The organism is Vibrio amylolyticus, from assembly GCF_023145695.1.
GTDB lineage: Bacteria > Pseudomonadota > Gammaproteobacteria > Enterobacterales > Vibrionaceae > Vibrio > Vibrio amylolyticus.
In genome coordinates, this window is sequence record NZ_JAJHVV010000005.1 from 219,584 (window position 1) to 240,766 (window position 21,183).

Below are 21,183 nucleotides of genomic sequence, written 5' to 3' on the forward strand. Positions count from 1 at the left end.
AACTCAATGAGCTAGGGGATTTTTTTTATGGTTGATTCAAAGGCCGATAACGTAATTACGTACTAATCCACCGCATTTATCTCGTACTTACGCATCTTATGGTTAAGGGTACTAAGCGGAAGAGAGAGTTGCTCTGCGGCTTTTTTAGTATGCCAATTGCACGCGGTTAAACAGTCGAGTATAACGTTCTTTTCATATTGCCCAACGGTCTCTTTCAGCCCTGCATTTTTAATATCATTCGCTCCGTTTTTCCCTGTAGCGATTGATTTTGTTTGAACCGTATCTCCAATGCTAGCGTTATGAAGCTCTTGATGGGTTGTAGTTGACTGTATCCCATCGGTTGAGAAGCCGTTGTTAGTGCTATCGTTTAGAAACTCACTATCACCAAACTCAATAGCGGAAATGACTTCTAAATCAGAGAGCAACAAAGAACGTTCTACAATGTTCTTTAGCTCACGAACGTTGCCCGGGTAAGGGTAGTCGAGTAATTCTTTTCTTACTTTTGCAGTAAACCCTGGCGCTTGAGAAAGCCCTAAGCTGAGTGCACTTTGAGAAATGAAATGTTCGGCCAAAGGTAGAATATCATCTTCTCTTTCTCTAAGTGGTGGCAGGGTAATAGGGAAGACGTTTAATCGATAGAACAAATCGGCACGAAAACTTCCGTCTTTGATCTTTTGAGTCAGGTTACAGTGGGTAGCGGCGATTACACGAACGTCAATGTCTATCTCTTTGTTCGCGCCAATTGGCCTGAGTTTACGTTCTTGCAATACACGCAGAAGCTTTGCTTGTAGCAGTAAAGGCATATCCCCAATTTCATCTAGAAATAGAGTGCCTCCGTTCGCCGCTTCAAATAGCCCAACCTTGTCCCTGTCTGCGCCAGTAAATGATCCTTTTTTATGGCCAAACAATTCAGATTCCAAAAGCTGTTCTGGAATGGCCGCACAGTTCTGAACAATTAAGGCTTTATCAGCGCGATTGGAGTTGTCATGAATGTACTTCGCAATGACTTCTTTACCCGATCCTGTCTCACCTCGAAGTAGGACATCAACAGGCAGCGAAAGAACGCGGTCTAACCGTTGTAAAACATCGGTCATCGCTTTACTTTCTGCAATCGGCCCTTGGTATCTCTTTGTAGTGCGTTTTTTTAACTGTGAGTTTTCGCGTGCTAACGCTTGATTGTCGGCAGTTAAGTTTTTAATCACTTGCCCGTACTCTTCTAACCAAACCGCTTGGCGAATTGAACTTGCGGCCATTCGGCAAAACTCGGTTAGGGCCGTTTCGTTATCAATAACATTGAGATCAAGCAGCACCAATAGCCCAATGGTTTTGCCTGTGCAGTCGATTAAAGGCCATGCGAGTAGGTTAGTACTTTTCACCCCTAAGATCGTTTCACATTGATAAATGCCTTCACAATCGTATCCGTTGTACTGGTATAGATCGTTCAGCAATACCACTTCACCATTATGAACGGCGAAATTAAAGGGGTCGGTTTCACTTGCGCTATCAAGTGCTAATGGTTTCCACGGGTGTGACGTTAATACCTTTTCGTTATGGTGAACTGTACTCGGTATTAACGCTTCTCCGGTTTGGTCTAACACATAGATAATGCCGTGTTTTGAGAAGGTCATTTGCCGAGCGGCAGTGAGCACCGCTTCAAAGGTTTGAGCAAGCTGACTGCGATCAGACAGTGACTGACTGATCGCGAGTAATGCATTGCTAAGTTCGTTATGACTAGCTGAACGCATAGCTTAATGTTCCCTGCTCATCAACAGACACGTTGATTTGACTATGGCTTTCGTCTTTATCGTGTACCAATAGTTGAGTTGATAACTGGGGAAGGAGTTGTCGGTTAATCACAGCATCAATATTTCGTGCGCCCGTTTCAGCGAGTCGACAGTTGCCTAAGACAAACTCAACCAAAGCATCATCGTATTTGAGTACTAGCTTATGATTGCTTTCCAGACGCTGAGACACCTTAGACAACTTATGGTGAATGATTTCCGTCATCGCTTGATCATTCAAAGGTACAAACGGGAGCACTGACATACGTGCCAACAATGCTGGTTTAAAATGATTGTTAAGCGTTGGTCGGATAGCCTCTGCAATTACACCAGTATCAAGCTCTTTAGACTGATTTACTAAAGATTCAATTTCGTGCGTTGCAAGGTTACTGGTCATAATGATGAGTGTGTTTTTGAAATCAATAGTACGACCTTCACCATCATTAAGTGTTCCTTTATCAAATACTTGGTAGAACAAGTTTAATACTTCAGGGTCGGCTTTTTCGACTTCATCAAGCAATACCACGGAATAAGGGCGTTGACGCACCGCTTCGGTTAACATACCGCCTTCACCATAACCCACGTACCCAGGAGGAGAGCCAATTAGGCGTGATACTGTGTGTTTCTCTTGGAATTCAGACATGTTAATGGTCGTCATAAAGCGTTCACCACCAAACAATTGATCCGCAATCGCGCGAGCCGCTTCTGTTTTACCAACACCGCTTGGGCCAACTAATAAGAAAACACCTGTTGGCGCATCAGGGTTGCCTAAGCCAGCTTTTGCAGTCTGAATACCTTCTGATAATGCATGCATTGCAAACTCTTGGCCTTTGATGCTTTCCGTCAGGCTATCTTTTAGTCTTAAAGTGGTTGCGGCTTCGTCTTGGAGGACTTTACCCATTGGAATTCCCGTCCAATCTGCAATAACGTGGCTTACTTCATCAGGGCCAACCTCGAAGTGTACAAGCGGGTTGTCTTGGCGAATTGCGTCCAACTGTTCTTGGCAAGACGCGATTGCAATGCGGACTGATTCTTCATCCAGTTCAGAGTAAGATGATGGTTCAGTCTCAGTATCGTCGATTAAGTCAGCATCTGAATCTTTGTCATTGGCGTTTTCAGTCGAGTTTTGCGAGTCGGCATGTTCATCATCCGAGACCAATTGATGTAATCGCGCACGCAACGCGATCATTTCATCGATTTGAGTTTTCTCTTCCTGCCACTGCTTTTCTAGAATGGAAAGCTCACTTTTTGTTTCTTCCATTGCAGAGATAAGGTCAGGAATGGTGGCGACGCTGTGTTTGTCACCCGTTTGCTGAAGCTCATCACGTTGAAGCGCTTTTAATTCACGATCTTGAGCGGCTAACTGCTGTTGAAGCGTTTCTACAGACGCAGGAACAGCATTCAAACTAATGTTGACTCGTGCACACGCAGTATCAAGAACATCGATCGCTTTATCAGGGAGCTGGCGTCCTGAAATATAACGTGCAGAAAGCATTGCTGCTGTCGTAATCGCATCATCCCTTACATAAACCTTATGTGACTTTTCGTACACTGGGCATAGGCCACGAATGATAAGAGCGGCTTGTTCTGGTGACGGCTCATCAAGTTTCACTAACTGGAATCGGCGAGCGAGTGCAGGATCTTTTTCAAAATACTTTTTGTATTCCGACCACGTTGTTGCGGCTATCGTTTTCACTTCACCACGAGCTAAGGCTGGCTTAAGCAGGTTTGCTGCGTCACTGCCACCGGCTTGATTACCACCACCAACGAGTGTATGCGCTTCATCTATAAATAAAATAATTGGAGTCGGAGAGTTTTTTACTTCCTCGAGTACGCCATTTAAACGCTTTTCAAATTCACCTTTTACACTTGCACCTGCTTGTAATAGCCCCATGTCTAAGCCGTAGAGTTCAACACCCTTTAGGTTATCTGGCACTTCACCCTGAACGATTTTTAGTGCAAGCCCTTCAACAACGGCTGTTTTACCAACACCCGGCTCACCAACAGCAATTGGATTGTTTTTACGACGACGGGCTAAAATATCAACGATCTGTCTAATCTCTTTATCACGGCAAAACACCGGGTCAATTTCACCGTTGCGAGCTTTACCAGTGAAGTCGGTTGTGAACTGGCTAAGTGCGGAGCCTTCTTCTCTTGCTTCAGTCTTTTCTGATGACGCGACTTGGTTTTCAATGGAGTAATTCGTTAATTCAGCAAAGTTGCGCTTTAGGCTGTCAGGGTTGATGGCTTCTAATAACGTGGCGTAGCCGTGTTGTCCATAACGTAGAGGGTTACTCACTAATGTTAATAATAGAGAACCGGAACGAATGCTGGTTTGAGACAGATCTAAAGAAGAAACTAACCAACTTTCTTGTAACCACTCAATAAGAAGTGATGAAAACACGGGTTTGCTACCGTTACCTTTAGCCGACGTGTCTAACGTAGAGCGAATAGATTGGCGCAAAAGGTTTTCTGAGCAGTCAAAATGGCTTAATAACACATCAAAATCACTATTAGGACGCTCAAGTAGGCTTAATAAATAGTGCTCAATTTGAACTTCGTTAGCGCGTTCAGAAACAGCGAGTGCGGCTGAATCTTCTAATGCAATCTTAGCAATAGGGTGTAGGCGCTGAATTAAAGAGGATAAGTTTATGTTTATCATTGAATGTCTTTATATATTAGTTAATGAAATTGGCATCATTATACTAAATATTGTACTCGCTTATTTTTAATCAGATATTTTGACTATGATTTATTAGTGTTAATTTTAATGGCTAAGGTTATTTGTAAATGAAAACCAAGCCTACCTTGGTTATATTTATTATAATGCTAGTTATTATAACTAAAGGCGTGGTTGTAATGACTTTTATAATCGTTTTGAATATGGTTATTGTGACTTTATTATCGGTCAGCAATAAATTAATATCTGGAACAAGAAATTGTTTCTTGGAACAAGAAATTAAGCGTTAATATATCATGTGTCATTTGGGTGTTTCTCTAAGTGCTTGTTTTTTATGAGTATAAAAATTGGCATGCGATTTGTATTAGTAAAATCAGATCGCGGTGATAAGCGGTTTGGTGAATTAACTAACTAAACAAAATTTATATTAAAAGGAACTACACATGCCAACTCCAGCATATATGTCAATTACAGGTGAATCTCAAGGCGAAATCACTAAAGATGCATACTCAGCAGATTCAGTAGGTAACGCTTGGCAAGAAGCTCACCTTGATGAGTTTATGGTTCAAGAGATCGACCACGTAATTACGATTCCACGCGATCCTCAAAGTGGTCAACCAACAGGGCAGCGTGTTCATAAGCCTGTAGTAGTAACTAAGCAGCAAGATTGCTGTTCACCACTACTATTCAATGCATTGGTATCTGGCGAGAAGCTTCCTGAATGTCAAATCCGTTTCTACCGTACTTCAGTACAAGGTAAGCAAGAGCATTACTACACAATCAAACTGATTGATGCGCTTCTTGTTGATATGGAAACTCGTATGGCGCATTGCCAAGACGTAGCAACGGCTGATCGTGTTACTGAAGAAGTTCTTAAGTTCACTTACCGTGCTATTGAAGTAACACACGAAGTTTGTGGTAAGGGCGGTAACGACGACTGGCGTACTCCACGCGAAGCGTAATTCGTTTTTCGTTAATTTATGGGTCAACTTGTTAGTTGACCCAGTTTTTATTTTGGTAGTTACCACATTTTTAGTGCGACCTTACCATTGAATATTTGCATCAGGTAAAAGATATGAATAATGACGTAGAGTTTAAGTTTGAAGTTCCAGGATCAGGGCATGAATTTCGAGTTGAAAGTTTTCAAGTCATCGAAGAGCTATCAAAGCCGTTCCAGGTAAGCATTTCATTGCTTTCACTTGATGCTGATATCACTTTTGACTCGTTAATTAGAAAACCTGGTCTACTCAGTGTGTACGGTCAGGGAAGTGCGACAGCAAGAAACTTTAACGGCGTTGTCAATGAGGTGCGATACCTTGGACAAGGTCGTAGATTCTCGCGCTATCAGCTACTACTTGTACCGGAAGTATGGTTTTTAAGTCAACGACAAGATTGCCGAATATTCCAAAGACAGACAGCACCTGAAATCATTGCTCAAGTACTTGATGAAGCAGCGGTCAGCAACTACCGAATGGAGCTTTCGCGTACCTACAGTTCAAAAGAGTATGTACTACAGTATCGTGAAACCGATATTCAATTTGTACAACGGTTACTCGCAGAGCACGGTTTATGGTATTACTTCGAGCACACAGCATCGAACCACTCAATGGTCATTGTTGATAGTAGTGATTCTATCGAAGACCTCAGTAGCACTCCTCTCAATTCCTCTTATATAGGACCCATTACTTACCATGCTGATGGGGGAGGTGTTGCAGACCGAGAGCACATCTCAGATTTAGAGCTGGTTAACAGAGTGAGATCTGGGCACGTTTCTCATACAGATTACAACTATGAACACCCAAATATTCCCCAATTGATGGAAAGTAATGGTGAGCTTGATCAAGATCTTAAGCTCTTCGATTACCCTGGACGTTATAGTGAGCCTGAGTCAGGTCAACATCGTGCTAACGAATGGGCTTCGGATAATATTGTCGATAATCAACAGGTTGAAGCAGCCAGTGACGTTATGCGCTTAACGGCAGGTTATAGTTTCGATATCGGCGAGCACCCACGAAGTGCGATAAATCGTGACTATTTGATGCTGTCTGTGACTCACAATGGCCATAACCCACAAGTTCATGAAGATGAAGCAAATGGAATGCCGACGACTTATAGCAATCAATTTGTTTGTATTCCAAGAGATGTAGAGTTTAAAGCGCCGAAACTTCCAGCACCACTTGTCGACGGGCCACAAACAGCGGTTGTTGTTGGCCCATCAAGTGAGGAAATTTATACTGATAGCTTAGGTAGAATTAAGGTTCAGTTTCATTGGGATCGTTATGGAGAATCAGACGAGCATTCCAGTTGTTGGATACGTGTCAGCCAATCTATGGCGGCTCCAACGTGGGGAGCAGTGTATTTACCTCGAATTGGCCATGAAGTCGTGGTTACTTTTCTGGAAGGCGACCCTGATAGACCGTTAGTAACCGGTGCAGTGTATAACGGTCTGCATTTTCCTCCGTATTCACTTCCAGAAAACAAAACAAGAACGACGTTTAGAACCCATACGCATAAAGGTTCCGGTTTTAACGAATTAAGCTTTGAAGACGAAGCAAATCAAGAAGAAGTTTATATCCATGCACAAAAGGATATGTCCACGAAGGTGTTGAATGACCGATTTAGAAACATAGGTCAAGATGAATTCTTGAAAGTGGATCGCCACCAAACCAATGAAATTAAGGGTGATCATAAAGAAACCATCGAAGGCCATAAAACGACAACAGTAAATAGTACGTTTACGGAAACTGTCGAACAAGACGTTAGCGTGACCTACAACGCGAATGAAAAACAATCTGTAAAGAACAACACGTCGTTAGATATTGGTGATAACCGCGCAACTGTGATCGGTAAAAACGACGACTTAGATGTTGGCCAAAATAGTAACTTAGTTGTTGGAGCGTCACGCAGTTCTGACATTAGTAAAGATGATAATCAAAGTGTCGGTGGCAACTTAACGGTTTCAGTCGATAAGAACATCTCTTATAAGTCTGATGCATCGACACAGGTAATCAGTGGCGACAGTATCGTGCTGAAAACAGGGGCTTCTTCACTATCGATGAACAGTGACGGGACGATCAATCTGTCTGGTGTATCGATAATGATTGAAGGAAGCACGAAGGTAATTGTTAAAGGTGCTGATGTTGCAATTAACTGATGTTGCGATCTATTAATACTGCTATTGGCTAATGACATTAGCTCGGTTTGAACGAATGAGTCATCGGAACCCAATGAATTATGTATAAGAAAACGACGTTATTAGATGAAAAAGAGTCGTACCAGCAAGCCGAATCACCGGCTTGCTTTTCTCGTTTTGGAACAATTACAGAGATCTATAAAGCAAACGGGGCGGTCAAAGTCGATTTTGAAGGCAATGTGCTTGGTCAGCCTATCATGGCTCGTCTTGGGCGTAGTTTCACGCTTTCTGAGTTAACGATGGCAGTCGATAATCAACTTAATTGTAGGGTTGAGTTTATTGGTGCGGATCTAACGTTACCGGTTATTACCGATATATTTTTCTCAATATTGGACGAGTCGGAAGAGTTAACTATCAGGGCAAATAAGTTGGTTCTCGAAACAAAGAGCGAATTAGTGCTTAGAAGTGGAGAAACCGAAACACGCTACAGCGGACGTGACGGGCGTGTAACAACAAAGGGTAGATTTATAACTACTCAAGCTGATAAAGCGAACAAGATTCAAGGTGGAACAGTTTCAATTAACTAACCTCAATAACAGAATAGACCGGCATGATGCAACGAATAAATGTACAACAGCTGAATTCACCAATTACCGACAGTGATATCATTTCGAATGAAGAGTTTATCGAATCAGAGATTGTTAAATTAAAGGATATGGACCCAAACTGGGTGGGGTTTTGCCGTGAAAAATCCGACATTGCAATAGAATCGATTACGTTCTTACTAAAGCAGTGGAAATTCAAACACGAACTGGGTTTTCCCTGTGGTTCTTGTGATTACATCAAACTAATCGAACGAAAACTGGAACAATATAAAGACGTTTTTGTTTCGTTTTTTCACCTCGCACCGGGCTTGGTGTATGAAGTTAGAGAACGATCCCCGGAAACGTATTTATGGTTAATGCTAGATAAGCAATTTGAAATGAAGCGAGAACATCTTCTATCGGCGCTTTATAGTTCGAACAAGGTCGACAAGAACATAGTCACGTTACTGGTTTCTGGTTCAAAAAGAAGCGACCTAGATATTGTTCTGGCTGAAATGATCAGTGGCGATGCGCCATTAAAGTCGAACTGCCTATATTGGTTGCATCTAAGGCAAACAGCCAGTTATTCATTGTTAAATCATTTTCTAAAGCAAAACAAACTTTCAGATATCGAATTACTTCCGTTGTTCTCTTTAAATGGTGATATGGAGGCTCGTGACGAGTTAGAAAAACTTGTAGAAGGTGATGCGTTTCTTTTTGAAAGATTAGTTGGTCGCGAAAATAGGAACACTTGGCTTAGACATACGTTTGGGAATAGTCTTGATAAAGCAGAGTATAGTGACATTGTCACCTATGTTCATATATTAGAGATCAAAGACCTTGTTGTATTTGATGTCACTTCAGAAAAAGCACCAATTCACCTAGCTATCGCCGGTGACATAGAAGATGTAGAGGCAACACTTGCTTATATGGTCACGCTAGAGGCTGATGAAGGTGAGGAGTGGCTATACGCACTTTACGTTCTCTATGGTGACGCTTTTCCTTTAAACCCATCGAAACTTGGCATTGAATATGAATGGGAAGATGCCTTGGCTCTGTTAGCAGAGTGGTATGAAAAAAATGAACACAGGTTTGAAACCCAATTACGTTTTGGCAAACCTGCTACCTCTGAATCGACAATAGAGACGCTATTAAATAAACATATTCCCGCGGAATTTAGATTATGGATCTGGCGTTCACTCTGTTTGCACTCGAGTACGTATTTTCCATGGAACGCTTATATGTCATCAGAGCAACAGAAAACACTATTCCACAAGTTCAAATCAAATCAGATGGCGTTAAGGCGTTTTGACAATAGAGGACAACACATTGCAACTTTGGGACATTGAAGCGAATGACAACCTAAAGATTCATGGTTGCTTTCAGCGTGATAAAGAAGGGAATGAGGTTTGGGTAGTCACTGTAAAGCGTGGGTGGGATTGGGTTGAAAACCAATGGGTAGAAACGGTTGAAACCAGTATAGCAGATACCCCCGTTTATTTAGACGAACCAGGAAGATCAGCGATGAAGATCGATCATGATTTTCCGATCCTTAAACGTAATACCGATGTGATTGTATACGGTAGAGCAAGGTCGTACGCAAAAAAACCGGTTACTTATCATGAATGTCGGCTTCTTGTCGATGAACACATTGATAAAACGTTAACGGTTTTTGGTGACAGAAAATGGGTAGAGCATAGCGGTAGTCTGACTGTGACAGCAACACAGCCATTTATAGACAAGGCGATTGATTATTCACACGCTTTTGGCGGAGATGAACGCAATCGTTTGGGTAAAGGTGTTGGAACTTCGATAAAAGAACTCACAGGTATGAATGTGCCGAGTGTATTCTATTCGAAAGAAGACTGGTCAACGAGCAGCAAAGCAATTCGAGTCGCGGGTTTTGGACCATTACCTCCATTTTTTGCTGATCGCTACATGCATGCTGGTACTTATGATGAGAACTGGATTGAAAATCGTAGGCCACTACTGCCAGAAGATTTTGATGATCGATATTATCAGTGTGCTCCGAAAGACCAACAGTGTAACGGCCACCTAAAAGGCGGTGAGAGGATGATGTTAAGTGGCTTTTGTCACAATGACACCATGATTTTTCGTGTACCTGAAGAGCGCTATATTGCCGTTGCTGCGTTTAATAAGAAGGAGCGTAGCCTTGAAATGCCAATCAACACTGTATTTATCGATGCAGAAGAAAAACAAATAACAATAACTTATACAGCGGCTTTTTCATGTCAATCTAAAGAGCATCTGTTAACGACAACGGCTGTAGAAAAAATTAAAAAATAATTAAGCCGCACTATCAATATGTAATATGAGTAACTTATATGAGTCTAAGCAGTGGTCGCTTTATAATTGGCGCTGATGTAGTAACACCAACGGGGATGAATTTGGAAATGGCTCTGTCAGTTGCAAAAGCTGATTTGAGCTTATTTAGCCAAAAGAGTGTTGAAAATAAACCTGAACGATTCACTTACGCAAATGTTGAGTTCTTATCTTCGGATGATCAAGAAGAAAGAAGCGTAGAAATGCTTAACATATTAATTAACTCCCTGCTCAAACAGATCCCGAAACCGCTGAAGCCTATTCCGCTCTATGTATCGATTCCCGACGTGCTGAAGACACACAGTGTTAAGGAAAAACTGGAACAGTTAGAATGTAACCGTTGGATATCAAATATTACCCTTTGTCATTCGACCGGGATACAGTTTTTACAAAAGTCGTTAAAGGCACTGGATAGAAGCGATGCGCTATTAAGTATCTGTGTTGATTCTCTCTACCACAGATGCCCAGAACTGATTGAAGATGGTGTCGTGATGTCAGATGAAAACCCTTGGGGTCTCATCCCAAGTGAAGGGGCTGGAGGGTTGATATTGACTAAAGCGAACATACTCGACACGTTAAAAATTAAACCACTCGCTGAATTTGGTCAATTGCTCAGTGAACATTCTGATGATCGTCGCGGGATGATGAGACTAATTCGCGAAGTATCTAAAACGAATGAGTGCCTAGGTAACGTTTATTCTAATATGACCAACAAGCGTTCAGAAACCGAAGCTTACGGCTTTGCTATCGGCGCGAGAGCGGAAAAATTCACAAACCCTCAACAGCCGTTTCTAATAAACACATTATGGGGGAGTCTGGGGGAAAGCTCAGTCAATACGCTTATTTCAACCGTGATCAATGAACAAACGTCAAATAACCTAGCAAGCTTATTCTTATTTTCACAAAGCAATGAAAACGCAATAATTACAATGAAAAAACACCTCCACTGATTTAATTAAGTAAAGGTAATGCTTAGTTAAGTTCATTCATTTACGACGCAAAAACTGGAATGAAAGTCATATAAGAGGGTGTAAAAAACCGTCATACAGATTGTAAATAACAATCAACTTTTAGTTAGTTTAACTGAAATAATAGACATAGTGATGGTTTGCTTTTGCAGTGTTGAAAATGGTCCTTAAGAGTTATTAATATGCGTTCCTAAATAATTGTAGTTATTAAAGAGAACGCAGTGTCCGATAAGCAGCAAACTCCAAATGGTTTAGTTGACCAGTTAGTTGTAAAAGCGATTGAAAAAAGAAAATTGCAACAGCAGCGCATGGCTGAAAATAACAAGCCTAAGCTGGAGTATGTTCTTTTTTCGGAGTTTGAAGTATTAGAAACACTGCCTTCAAAAAATGGTAAAACAACGGTTTATCATCTCGCCAAAAAAGCTGAACCAGAACATCAAATTTGCTGCAAAGTTGTCAATGAAGATGCGTTAGATTTCGCCCGCGATATGCTTGTTAAAGAAGCGAGCCGTTTAGAAATATCGCAACACCCTAGCGTTGCCGAATTTATTAAGGTCGGTACCGAGTTCGATCGCCCTTACCTGATGTACGAATGGATTAAGGGTGAAAGTCTCGCTGACAAAATGTCTCGTTATTCTGGCAAAGGATTTAGACATGATCACATCGCTTGGTTGATTTACCAATTATCAGGCGCTCTGGAATACATGCATACCCGTGGGATCTGTCACCTCGATATTAAGCCTTCAAACATCCTTATTTGTGATAATGACAACGTTAAGTTGATTGATTTTGGTGCATCTAGATATATCGATGAAGCGGAAGATTATGCAGAAGCAAGCTTAAAATACGCTTCTCCTCTGTACTTGAAGTCGGGTACAGCAAAACCTAAAGATGACGTTTACTCGTTAGCATTGTTAACTGGGCATCTTTTCTTAGGCGCCATTTATGGAGATGGTTGGTTAAATCAACTGAATGCACGTCGACGACCTAACCTTATACCAAAGCATGTATGGACGTTACTAAAACAAGTCATCAAACAGCCTCGTGATCATGGTTTAACAGCAATCGCGTTCGCACAGCGACTTGCACAAATCGATGTACGTTCACTAGAGGTGACTAATACTGCACCAATTTTTACCAACCTACGTAATGCTGACCTAGTGTTAACGCCACGTAGTGCTTTAGATAAGTTTTCTGTTGGACGGTTTAAGTATCTAGAAGCCGCATTGGTCGCAAGTGTAGTAGCAATGACGGGGTCATATCTTTATACGTCTAACCAACCTGAATGGAAGACGATTGTTGCGTCAGATAGCCGCACACAAGATGGAATCGGCTCTGTAAAGCCGGCCCAAACAGCCGCGTTTATCGCACAAGCGCCATGGGATATCGAAGCGGCGTTGAACGATATGTCTAATGATGTTGTGTCGTTAGCGCCTTATAGAGAAGCCTACCAAGTTCAGCAGTTAAAACTGTCACACTTGTATCGCAGCCGAAAAGATTCAATTGTTGGTCAACATCAAATAGCAATGAATTTGGCGCCGTCACTAAATAATATCAGAACCGAGTTAGTGGCGTTAAGAGAGTCCATGCTTATGGACGGTCACATACAGCCAAGTACAGACCGCACTTTGAGCAACACCATGGCGATATTGAACTCGGTTACGATAGAAGCAGAACAAATCGCAAATATTGCCGGTGGAATTAACCACTCATTGATTGATTCAATTTTGAAAGGTGAAGGTGAGGCGGTAGACCAGTACATAAAGGCACAATGGCAAAGTAACCAGGCCAATGCCTATTTTTATAGTCAAGTATTACCAAAATCTTTGATGAATGAACTGAATGAATCAATAGAAAATAATGTAAGAAACCATTATTACTCTAAAGCGATTTCAGAGATAAAGTCTGCGGCACTATTTTTCGGTCGAACTCCTGAACTGATTGCCAAAGAGAGAGAGCTTAGGGTAGCACGTAGCGAATATATTCTATTCAGCACTGTCACTGATCGCTCCATTTTCGATGAAAATAAGCTGACAGAATCACTACAAGAGTTAGAGCGTAACGCACCGAAGAAATTCCATGAGGTCAGTGATTTACTTAATCGAATGGCAGCGGACGCTATTGATAGCAATCATCAACAATCAACACCTTCCCGTGGCGCGATAGCAGTGCAAAGAGCTTTGCAAAACCACCGTTTACTGGGAGAAAGTTAATATGTCTCTGATTGATATCGACTCACTTTTAGAACCCATTTCTGAGAGCCTACCTTCAGGCGAGGATGCACGTTATGAATTCTGCTACGAGATGATGGAAGCAGAAATCAAGAAATTTGGCTCCTTGTTTGGAGAGACTGTCGATTGGAAAGTGGTCCAAGACTACGCTGTTGAGGTTCTGTCATCTCATAGTAAAGACTTGAAGGCGATTTGTTATCTTATAAGAGCATTGGTCGAAGATTCAAAACTTGAAGGCCTAAATCAAGGTCTCAGTTTACTCTTAGGTGCATTCATTCGATATGGTTCAGACCTTTTTCCAAACCGAAAGCGTGGACGTGACGGCGCTATCGAGTGGCTTAACCAACAGTTAAAAACTCCAATTAACGCAATGAGTGACAATGTCACATCGTGGTCTGATGTTTCTTCGTGCCAAGACTTGTTAAGTAAGGTTCAGTGTCAATTTGACGGTGTTTATCACGATTCGGAAGCTGACTTTTTTGAAATTAAATCAGCTCTCAATGCGTTATCGCAAAGAGTCGGCGTGCAAGATGAATCTACGGGAACTGATTTAGAGCCTTTGAAAGATGCACAAGGAAATGTAGAAACAAGCTCACGAGAAGTGTTATCTCAAACAATGGGATCAGCCAGTCAAGATGGCAGTGGCAACAAGCAAAGTGAGAGTGTCAATGCCCCTTCAAGAAAACAGGAGCGAGTGAACGATGATTCATCTGAAGCCCGATTACCTGAGAAGGCTCACGTTAACCGAGGTGATGAGAAAAACACGATAGCAACAAAACCTTCGAGTACCATCGACTTAGATACCGATTTTTCCTCGCCTTCAGCCTCAAAGAAAACGCTTAAAAGCGTCGCAGAAAACTTAATCTCGTCGAATATTGGATTGCCCCTGGCGTATCGTATTTTTAGACACTTAACGTGGTTCGACATCGATTCGTTGCCCGAGCATAAAGAGAATATGACACCGCTTAGTCTTGCTATTTCCCAAGACCAGCAAAATGACTATCAAGACAAGGCACACAATAACAGCGATATTGAAACCATTAAGCGTTTAGAAAGAACGCTAACAGACGCCCCCTTTTGGTTAACAGGCCATTACTTCGTTTATCAAATGCTATGTAATTTGGGCCATAAAGTAGCGGCCGACGCCGTCAAAAAAGAAGTGAATGCGTTTGTCGATGCTTTACCTAATATCACCAAACTTTCATTCAAAAATTCTATTCCATTTGCTGATGAGGCAACCATCAATTGGCTGTCCTCGACGTCTTCTGAACAAAATACTTACTCACAATCACTCGTAAGGGTTGAGTCAGATGAGGAAGCAATGCAAATGGAGGATATCACCTTAACAAACCTAGGTGATTATGCAGCGAAGATTGCACAACAACTTGATCAAGATGTATCAGGGAGAGGGCAATTTAGGCTGCTTATACAAATGGTTCAGGTTTACCAAGCGGTGGGAATGTACTCGTTGTGTTTACCCTATTTGGACAAATTGTGGGTAATACAAAAAGAGATCCACTTATCGAGTTGGGAACCCCATTTGTACTTTCAAGTTGAGTCTCTATTCAGAACGACATTAACAGCATTGTACGTAACAAGCGAACAATTACCTGTTAAATATCAAGAGTGGAAAACAATTTATAACTAGTAACACAATTAGATAAGGAACTAATTATGTCACGTGAGGGCTCGGTTGCTCCTAAAGAGCGAATTAATATCCGTTATGTTCCAGCAACGGGTGATGCACAAGAAGACGTAGAATTACCGCTAAGCATGATGGTTGTTGGTGATTTTACTGCACGCGCTGATGAAACGCCGATTGAAGAGCGTACGCCAATTAACATTGATAAAGATAACTTCAATGAAGTATTAGAAGGCTACTCTCCAAACGTAAAAGTGAACGTAGAAAATCGACTTTCTGATGAAGAAGGCGCACAGCTAGGTGTGGACTTAACTTTCAACAATATGAAAGACTTTTCACCAGAAAGCATTGCTAAAAACGTACCGGAACTAAATGGCTTATTAGAGCTAAGAGAAGCGCTTGTCGCACTGAAAGGGCCTCTTGGTAATGTACCTGCATTCCGTAAAAAAATTGCTTCAGTTCTTCAAGACGAAGAAGCGCGTAAGAAGTTATTGGATGAATTAAGTATTGGCGATGGCCAAGACGATAAAGCAGAGTAAGGGATACCATGACGGTAGAAGCACAAGCACCTGAACAAGCAGTGGTCATCGCAGATTCAGGCTCGCTATTAGATAGCATTCTAAATGAAACTCGCCTAAAACCTTCAGATGAAGGGTTCGATGTCGCTAAGCGCGGTGTTGAAGCATTCATTGGCGAACTATTAAGTAGCTCAACGACAACCAAAGTGGATCAATCGCTTGTCGATCTAATGATTTCAGAAATCGATCAAAAGCTATCAAAGCAAGTTGATGCGATTCTACACAACGACGAAGTTCAAGCGGTTGAGTCAACGTGGCGTGGTCTTAAGTACTTGGTTGACCACACTGACTTCCGAGAAAATATTCAAATCGAACTTATTTCAGCGAAAAAAGATGAAGTATTAGACGATTTTGAAGATGCTCCTGAAGTGGTTAAATCAGGCCTATACAAGCAGATTTATACGCGTGAATACGGCCAATTTGGTGGTAAACCTGTTGGTGCAGTCATCTGTGACTACCAGCTGTCAGCGTCGTCGCCAGACATCAAGTTAATGGAATATATGGGTAATGTCGGCGCGATGTCGCACGCTCCATTTATTACCTCTGCTTCTTCTAAGTTCTTCGGTCTTGATAGCTATGAAGAGCTACCGAACCTTAAAGACCTTAAGTCTGTGTTTGAAGGCCCTCAATACACGAAGTGGCGTGGTTTTCGTGAACATGAAGACGCTCGTTACGTTGGTCTATGTACATCTCGCTTTATGTTACGTACGCCATACTCAGTGTCGGACAACCCAATTAAAGCGTTCGATTATGATGAGTCAGTAACGGAAGATCATAAGAACTTCCTCTGGGGTAACTCTGCTTACGCAATGGCGTCTAAAATCAGTGAGTCGTTCTCGAAATACCGTTGGTGTCCAAACATTATTGGCCCTCAAAGCGGTGGTGCTGTGACTGATCTTCCAGTCTACAACTTCGAGTCTATGGGACAAATTGAAACGAAGATCCCGACAGAGATTCTTGTTTCAGACCGTCGTGAATATGAACTAGCAGAAGAGGGCTTTATTGCTCTAACAATGCGTAAAGGTTCAGATAACGCGTCGTTCTTCTCTGCTAACTCAGTGCAAGTTCCTAAGGTGTTCCCTAATACACCTGAAGGTAAACAGGCTGAAATGAACTATAAACTTGGTACTCAGCTACCATATATGTTCATCATTAACCGTTTAGCGCATTACATTAAAGTGCTACAACGTGAACAGATTGGTTCTTGGAAAGAGCGTGCAGATCTAGAAACTGAATTGAATAAATGGATCCGTCAATACGTTTCAGATCAAGAGAATCCACCTGCAGAAGTACGCGGTCGTCGACCATTACGTGCAGCAAAAGTGGAAGTGTCTGATGTTGAAGGCGATCCAGGTTGGTACAAAGTATCAATGTCTGTGCGTCCACACTTCAAGTACATGGGTGCGAGTTTCGATCTATCACTTGTTGGCAAATTAGACCAATAATATAAACCAAATAGTACGAGCAGAAAGCGATGAGCTGACTGCTCGTTTTTGAGTATAAAATGGAAAAAGGTTATCGATTCCTAGAGCGAATTGAGCTTGGTGAACCCAAACGTAGTTACGAAAAAGTGGTGTCACATAAAGACTTAATTGAATCAGTTCGTGTTCATTTAGGGGATTTACTGAATACCCATTCAGGTAATGCCATGATTGACACTGATTACGGTCTTCCCGATTTTAATGATGTCCTATCAACTAATAATAATCTTGTTCGCCATATTCAGAAAAATATCCTATCCACCATTGAAAAATTTGAGCCTAGGTTGAAAAGCGTGGAGGTGCATTATCAAGAAGATAACCACAATGCTCTGCACCTTGGGTTTGGGATTAGTGGAGAAGTGTTTCATAACGGTGGCAAAGTTCCTATGTCGATCAACGTTTATATGGGAACTGATGGTCAATTCAACCTGTAGTTGGAGTCTTTGTGAGTAATAGTAAGTATTTTCAAGATGAACTGACTTATCTAAAAGAGTCGGGCAGTGAGTTTGCAAAATATCATCCTAAGCTGACTAATTTTCTGTCAGAAGGTTCGTTTGATCCGGACGTGGAGCGGCTACTGGAAGGCTTTGCATTTCTAACGGGTCGTATTCGAGAAAAGATAGATGATGAATTGCCGGAACTAACGCAATCAATGATGACATTGCTTTGGCCGCACTATATGCGTTCCATTCCATCAATGTGTATAACAGAATTACAGCCGCATTCCGGGAGTGTCACCGAGAAAACCACGATTAAACGTGGCGCTGAAATGGCCAGTGAGCAAGTCGAGTCCACTCAATGCTTGTTTCAAACCTGTTATGATGTTGACTTGTACCCACTGCATCTATCGAAAATTGAACAGACGAACAGCCGCAGCAATTCAGCCGTTTCGCTGACGCTCAATGCTGATCATGGGCTTGAGCTTTCTCGGTTAAATATTGATTCCTTACGTTTTCACCTACATGGTGAGCTACATATCACTAGAACACTGTTTTTATGGCTATTTCGATACCTAAGTCATGTAGAGCTGGATCTTGGCGGCGGCTATAAGAAAACGCTAACACCTGAGCAAATTCGCCCAGTAGGCTATGGAGAAAATGAAGCTATTTTGCCTTATGGTGAAAATTCGTTTTCAGGTTATCGTTTATTACAAGAGTATTTCTCATTACCCGATAAGTTCATGTTTTTTGACCTTGTCGACTTAGAGTGGCTGAAAGGAGTACCTCAGCGACACTCAATCACAATACACTTTCACTTTAATCGAGCATTACCTTCAGAAGTTGTAGTGAAAGATAAGCACTTCAAACTCCATTGTACGCCAGCGGTAAATTTGTTTGAAAAAGATGGGGATCCTATTCGCCTAGAACACAAACGAAATGAATACCGTGTCCGCCCTCAAACGAAAAACCAAGATCATTACGAAGTATATTTGATTAAAAAAGTAGAGAGTTGGAGTAAAGAAGAGCGCAGGAAAAAAGAGTTGATTGAGTTCGAATCTTTCGAGCATCAAATAAACCAACGCGATAAAAGGGACTTCTACAAGACGTCTGTGTCACCAAGAGTAAGTAATAGAGGCCTTGAGAGAAACATTTCATTTCATACCCACAATAACAATATCGCAGACTTGGGCACAGAAACGGTTTTGACAAAGCTGCTATGTAGTAACAGTGACTTAGCGGAAAGGTTATCTGTTGGTGACATTACCTATACGACACATAAATCACCGACTTATGCGACTTTTCATAATATAACTAAGCCTACTCAATCAGTAAGCCCACAAGTGAATGGTGAACTACAGTGGCAACTTATCGCTAATATGTCGTTGAATTATCTTTCACTCGCGAATACGGATGTGTTGAAAGTGCTACTTTCGACGTATGACTTTCATTCACGCGTCGATAGACAAGCTCACCGTGCCTCACTACATAGACTTGACGGAATAAAGCATTCAGAACTCACCTCTATTGACCGCATTTTTCGAGGTGTGTCGGTAAGAGGTAATCAATTCAAATTAACGGTAGATTCAAGATTTTTTGTGAATGAAGGGGATATGTACCTGTTAACGAATGTACTCAACGAGTTTATCCGCTTGTACTCCAGTGTTAACTCATTTACAGAGTTACAGGTGTTTGACGAAAATACGGGTGAAGAATATTCCTGGGAAAGTTTAACAGGGCATCAGACTGTATTATGATTGAACACTTAACCAATAAATCTCATGAGTTTAGCTTTTTCCAAGCGGTGTCATTACTGGAAAAGCAGTACCAGTACTGTGACAAAAGTGAGTATATCTCACTTGATCAGAACAAGTACTTTCATCAAGAAACTATCACATTCAAGGTTTCATCTAAACTTAGCTTTCCCAAAAGTGATATGGAGTCCATTACTCGTTTAGAGCGAAATGGGAATACCTACACAGAAGTAGAAGTTAACTTCCTTGGTTTACACGGGAGTAGTTCCCCGTTACCGGCTTCCTATACGGAAAAGCTGGCTGGCCGAGATCCTGACGATAACCCTGTTAAAGATCTCTTTGATTTTTTCCATAATAGATACTTGTCAATGGTGTATCGGGTTTGGAAAAAGTACCGTTACCATGTTCAGTATCAAAGCGACGCTAAAGACGAGTTTTCTGGCCGAGTACTACATTTAGCGGGACTGTCCAAATCAATACAAGAAACACAGGTTAATAACCTTGATCGCGCTAAATTACTATCTTATACCAACCAACTTTCAACACGTACACGCTCACCGAAACTAATCTCAGGGATAGTTAGTCACTATTTTGGAATTTCAAATGTCCATGTCGAAGAATGGATTTTCCGTAGGGTCGACATTGCGCCTTGTCAACGAAATCAGTTAAATCGAAAAAACTGCAGATTGGGCCAAAATCTTCATCTAGGGCAGAGTATGTCGGACCTGACAGGCAAATTTAATCTGGTGATTAATGATCTGGATTTCGAGCAATACAGTCAGTTTTCAAAAGGAGGGGAACACTATCTTACGCTACGGGAGTTAATGAGGTTCATACTTAGAGACCCTATGGCTTGGGATTTAAAGCTGTCTTTAAAACTAGACTGCATTCCTAAAAACAAGTTAGGTGAGAGCAAAAGAAGTGTGTTGGGTAAAACACTTTGGTTGGGTGATGCTGCGCCAAATAACGCAACCATTAAACTCATTGGCGAAGTTTAATTCACTGGTTAAGAATAAAAAACCGATAATAGTCATACCTATTATCGGTTTTTAAATGAACTTTATTGATTAAAGGTCTTAGGTTTTCTTAAACGAGTGTTATCGACGAATAGGTTGGTGTAGTACAACGGTCGTATTTAACGATTGAACACCTGAGAAAGACTCGATTTCATTCGATAAGTGGTGGATAGAATGAAGATCAGGCGCTTCAATGAGAGCGATGATATCGTAACTTCCACCTACCACACTTGTCATTCGAACCTCTGGAAGCTCTTTTAACGAGTTACTCACATCATTCTTTTTTCCTTTTTCACAGGAAATAAGCAAATAACTTGATGCGTTTCTTCCCTCATTCTCGATACGTATTTGAGCGGTATAGCCTTTAATAATGCCTGTTTTCTCGAGACGGTTTATTCGTTCGGCAATCGCCGTACGAGATAAGCCGATATTTCGAGATAGGTTAGCTATCGACTCGCGCCCATTAGAGAGTAAGTTAGAAAGAATCTTTCTATCAAGTTTGTCTAAGCCTTGTATATTGATATTTGAAATCATAAGTATGCCCTGCGTTAAATT

Annotated in this window: 15 protein-coding genes and 2 pseudogenes; 13 read left to right on the forward strand and 4 right to left on the reverse strand. The window is 41.5% G+C overall.

The window, feature by feature from the left end:
* Positions 1–62 precede the first annotated feature (62 nt).
* The 3 genes and pseudogenes from KP803_RS22020 to tssH all read right to left on the reverse strand — a co-directional run.
* Positions 63–224, reverse strand: a pseudogene (locus KP803_RS22020) (helix-turn-helix domain-containing protein); the annotation flags it as partial.
* Between the two features lie 155 nt (positions 225–379).
* A pseudogene (locus KP803_RS09710) lies at positions 380–1,745 on the reverse strand (sigma-54 interaction domain-containing protein); the annotation flags it as partial.
* On the reverse strand, positions 1,732–4,443 hold the full coding sequence (gene tssH / locus KP803_RS09715; protein WP_248008628.1) for a type VI secretion system ATPase TssH: 2,712 nt from the start codon (positions 4,441–4,443) through the stop codon (positions 1,732–1,734). The gene tssH and the pseudogene KP803_RS09710, both read right to left, overlap by 14 nt.
* A 461-nt stretch (positions 4,444–4,904) precedes the next feature.
* Between tssH and KP803_RS09720 the strand changes: the two genes are divergently transcribed.
* The 13 genes from KP803_RS09720 (at position 4,905) to tssG (ending at position 20,610) form a co-directional block, all read left to right on the forward strand.
* On the forward strand, positions 4,905–5,423 hold the full coding sequence (locus KP803_RS09720; protein ID WP_248008629.1) for an Hcp family type VI secretion system effector: 519 nt from the start codon (positions 4,905–4,907) through the stop codon (positions 5,421–5,423).
* A 113-nt stretch (positions 5,424–5,536) separates the two neighbouring features.
* Positions 5,537–7,615: a type VI secretion system Vgr family protein gene (locus KP803_RS09725; protein WP_248008630.1), complete on the forward strand. Its 2,079-nt coding sequence runs from the start codon at positions 5,537–5,539 to the stop codon at positions 7,613–7,615.
* A gap of 80 nt (positions 7,616–7,695) precedes the next feature.
* Positions 7,696–8,181, forward strand: coding sequence for a hypothetical protein (locus KP803_RS09730; protein ID WP_248008631.1), 486 nt, complete (start codon positions 7,696–7,698; stop codon positions 8,179–8,181).
* 23 nt (positions 8,182–8,204) lie between these two features.
* Positions 8,205–9,527, forward strand: a complete 1,323-nt coding sequence (locus KP803_RS09735; RefSeq protein WP_248008632.1) for a hypothetical protein — start codon at positions 8,205–8,207, stop codon at positions 9,525–9,527.
* Positions 9,508–10,485 (forward strand): DUF2169 family type VI secretion system accessory protein, encoded by a 978-nt coding sequence (locus tag KP803_RS09740; RefSeq protein ID WP_248008633.1) that lies wholly within the window; start codon positions 9,508–9,510, stop codon positions 10,483–10,485. Before KP803_RS09735 ends, KP803_RS09740 begins: the two co-directional genes overlap by 20 nt.
* Positions 10,486–10,523: 38 nt before the next feature.
* Positions 10,524–11,471 carry a hypothetical protein gene (locus KP803_RS09745; protein ID WP_248008634.1) on the forward strand — a complete coding sequence of 316 codons (948 nt, stop codon included), beginning with the start codon at positions 10,524–10,526 and terminating at the stop codon, positions 11,469–11,471.
* A gap of 239 nt (positions 11,472–11,710) precedes the next feature.
* Positions 11,711–13,702 (forward strand): serine/threonine protein kinase, encoded by a 1,992-nt coding sequence (locus tag KP803_RS09750; protein WP_248008635.1) that lies wholly within the window; start codon positions 11,711–11,713, stop codon positions 13,700–13,702.
* 1 nt (position 13,703) lies between these two features.
* Positions 13,704–15,368, forward strand: coding sequence for a type VI secretion system protein TssA (gene tssA, locus KP803_RS09755; protein WP_248008636.1), 1,665 nt, complete (start codon positions 13,704–13,706; stop codon positions 15,366–15,368).
* A 26-nt stretch (positions 15,369–15,394) separates the two neighbouring features.
* On the forward strand, positions 15,395–15,901 hold the full coding sequence (gene tssB / locus KP803_RS09760) for a type VI secretion system contractile sheath small subunit (protein ID WP_248008637.1): 507 nt from the start codon (positions 15,395–15,397) through the stop codon (positions 15,899–15,901).
* 8 nt (positions 15,902–15,909) lie between these two features.
* Complete coding sequence (tssC, locus tag KP803_RS09765) at positions 15,910–17,385, forward strand: type VI secretion system contractile sheath large subunit (RefSeq protein ID WP_248008638.1); 1,476 nt, start codon at positions 15,910–15,912, stop codon at positions 17,383–17,385.
* Positions 17,386–17,444: 59 nt separating this feature from the next.
* A complete protein-coding gene (gene tssE, locus KP803_RS09770) occupies positions 17,445–17,855 on the forward strand; it encodes a type VI secretion system baseplate subunit TssE (RefSeq protein WP_248008639.1) in 411 nt (136 codons plus the stop codon).
* An 11-nt stretch (positions 17,856–17,866) separates the two neighbouring features.
* Positions 17,867–19,615 carry a type VI secretion system baseplate subunit TssF gene (tssF, locus tag KP803_RS09775; RefSeq protein ID WP_248008640.1) on the forward strand — a complete coding sequence of 583 codons (1,749 nt, stop codon included), beginning with the start codon at positions 17,867–17,869 and terminating at the stop codon, positions 19,613–19,615.
* Positions 19,612–20,610: a type VI secretion system baseplate subunit TssG gene (tssG, locus tag KP803_RS09780; protein WP_248008641.1), complete on the forward strand. Its 999-nt coding sequence runs from the start codon at positions 19,612–19,614 to the stop codon at positions 20,608–20,610. The genes tssF and tssG overlap by 4 nt, the downstream gene beginning before the upstream one ends.
* Before the next feature lie 99 nt (positions 20,611–20,709).
* On the opposite strand, the gene KP803_RS09785 is transcribed toward tssG, so the two are convergent.
* Positions 20,710–21,162: an Lrp/AsnC family transcriptional regulator gene (locus KP803_RS09785; RefSeq protein WP_248008642.1), complete on the reverse strand. Its 453-nt coding sequence runs from the start codon at positions 21,160–21,162 to the stop codon at positions 20,710–20,712.
* Between the last annotated feature and the right edge of the window lie 21 nt (positions 21,163–21,183).

Coding starts and splice junctions, on each gene's coding strand:
- KP803_RS09735 (WP_248008632.1), top strand. CDS start 8,205: ATGATGCAACGAATAAATGTACAACAGCTGAATTCACCAATTACCGAC.
- tssH (WP_248008628.1), bottom strand. CDS start 4,443: ATGATAAACATAAACTTATCCTCTTTAATTCAGCGCCTACACCCTATT.
- tssC (WP_248008638.1), top strand. CDS start 15,910: ATGACGGTAGAAGCACAAGCACCTGAACAAGCAGTGGTCATCGCAGAT.
- tssA (WP_248008636.1), top strand. CDS start 13,704: ATGTCTCTGATTGATATCGACTCACTTTTAGAACCCATTTCTGAGAGC.
- KP803_RS09785 (WP_248008642.1), bottom strand. CDS start 21,162: ATGATTTCAAATATCAATATACAAGGCTTAGACAAACTTGATAGAAAG.
- KP803_RS09745 (WP_248008634.1), top strand. CDS start 10,524: ATGAGTCTAAGCAGTGGTCGCTTTATAATTGGCGCTGATGTAGTAACA.
- KP803_RS09725 (WP_248008630.1), top strand. CDS start 5,537: ATGAATAATGACGTAGAGTTTAAGTTTGAAGTTCCAGGATCAGGGCAT.
- KP803_RS09730 (WP_248008631.1), top strand. CDS start 7,696: ATGTATAAGAAAACGACGTTATTAGATGAAAAAGAGTCGTACCAGCAA.
- tssG (WP_248008641.1), top strand. CDS start 19,612: ATGATTGAACACTTAACCAATAAATCTCATGAGTTTAGCTTTTTCCAA.
- tssE (WP_248008639.1), top strand. CDS start 17,445: ATGGAAAAAGGTTATCGATTCCTAGAGCGAATTGAGCTTGGTGAACCC.
- tssB (WP_248008637.1), top strand. CDS start 15,395: ATGTCACGTGAGGGCTCGGTTGCTCCTAAAGAGCGAATTAATATCCGT.
- KP803_RS09720 (WP_248008629.1), top strand. CDS start 4,905: ATGCCAACTCCAGCATATATGTCAATTACAGGTGAATCTCAAGGCGAA.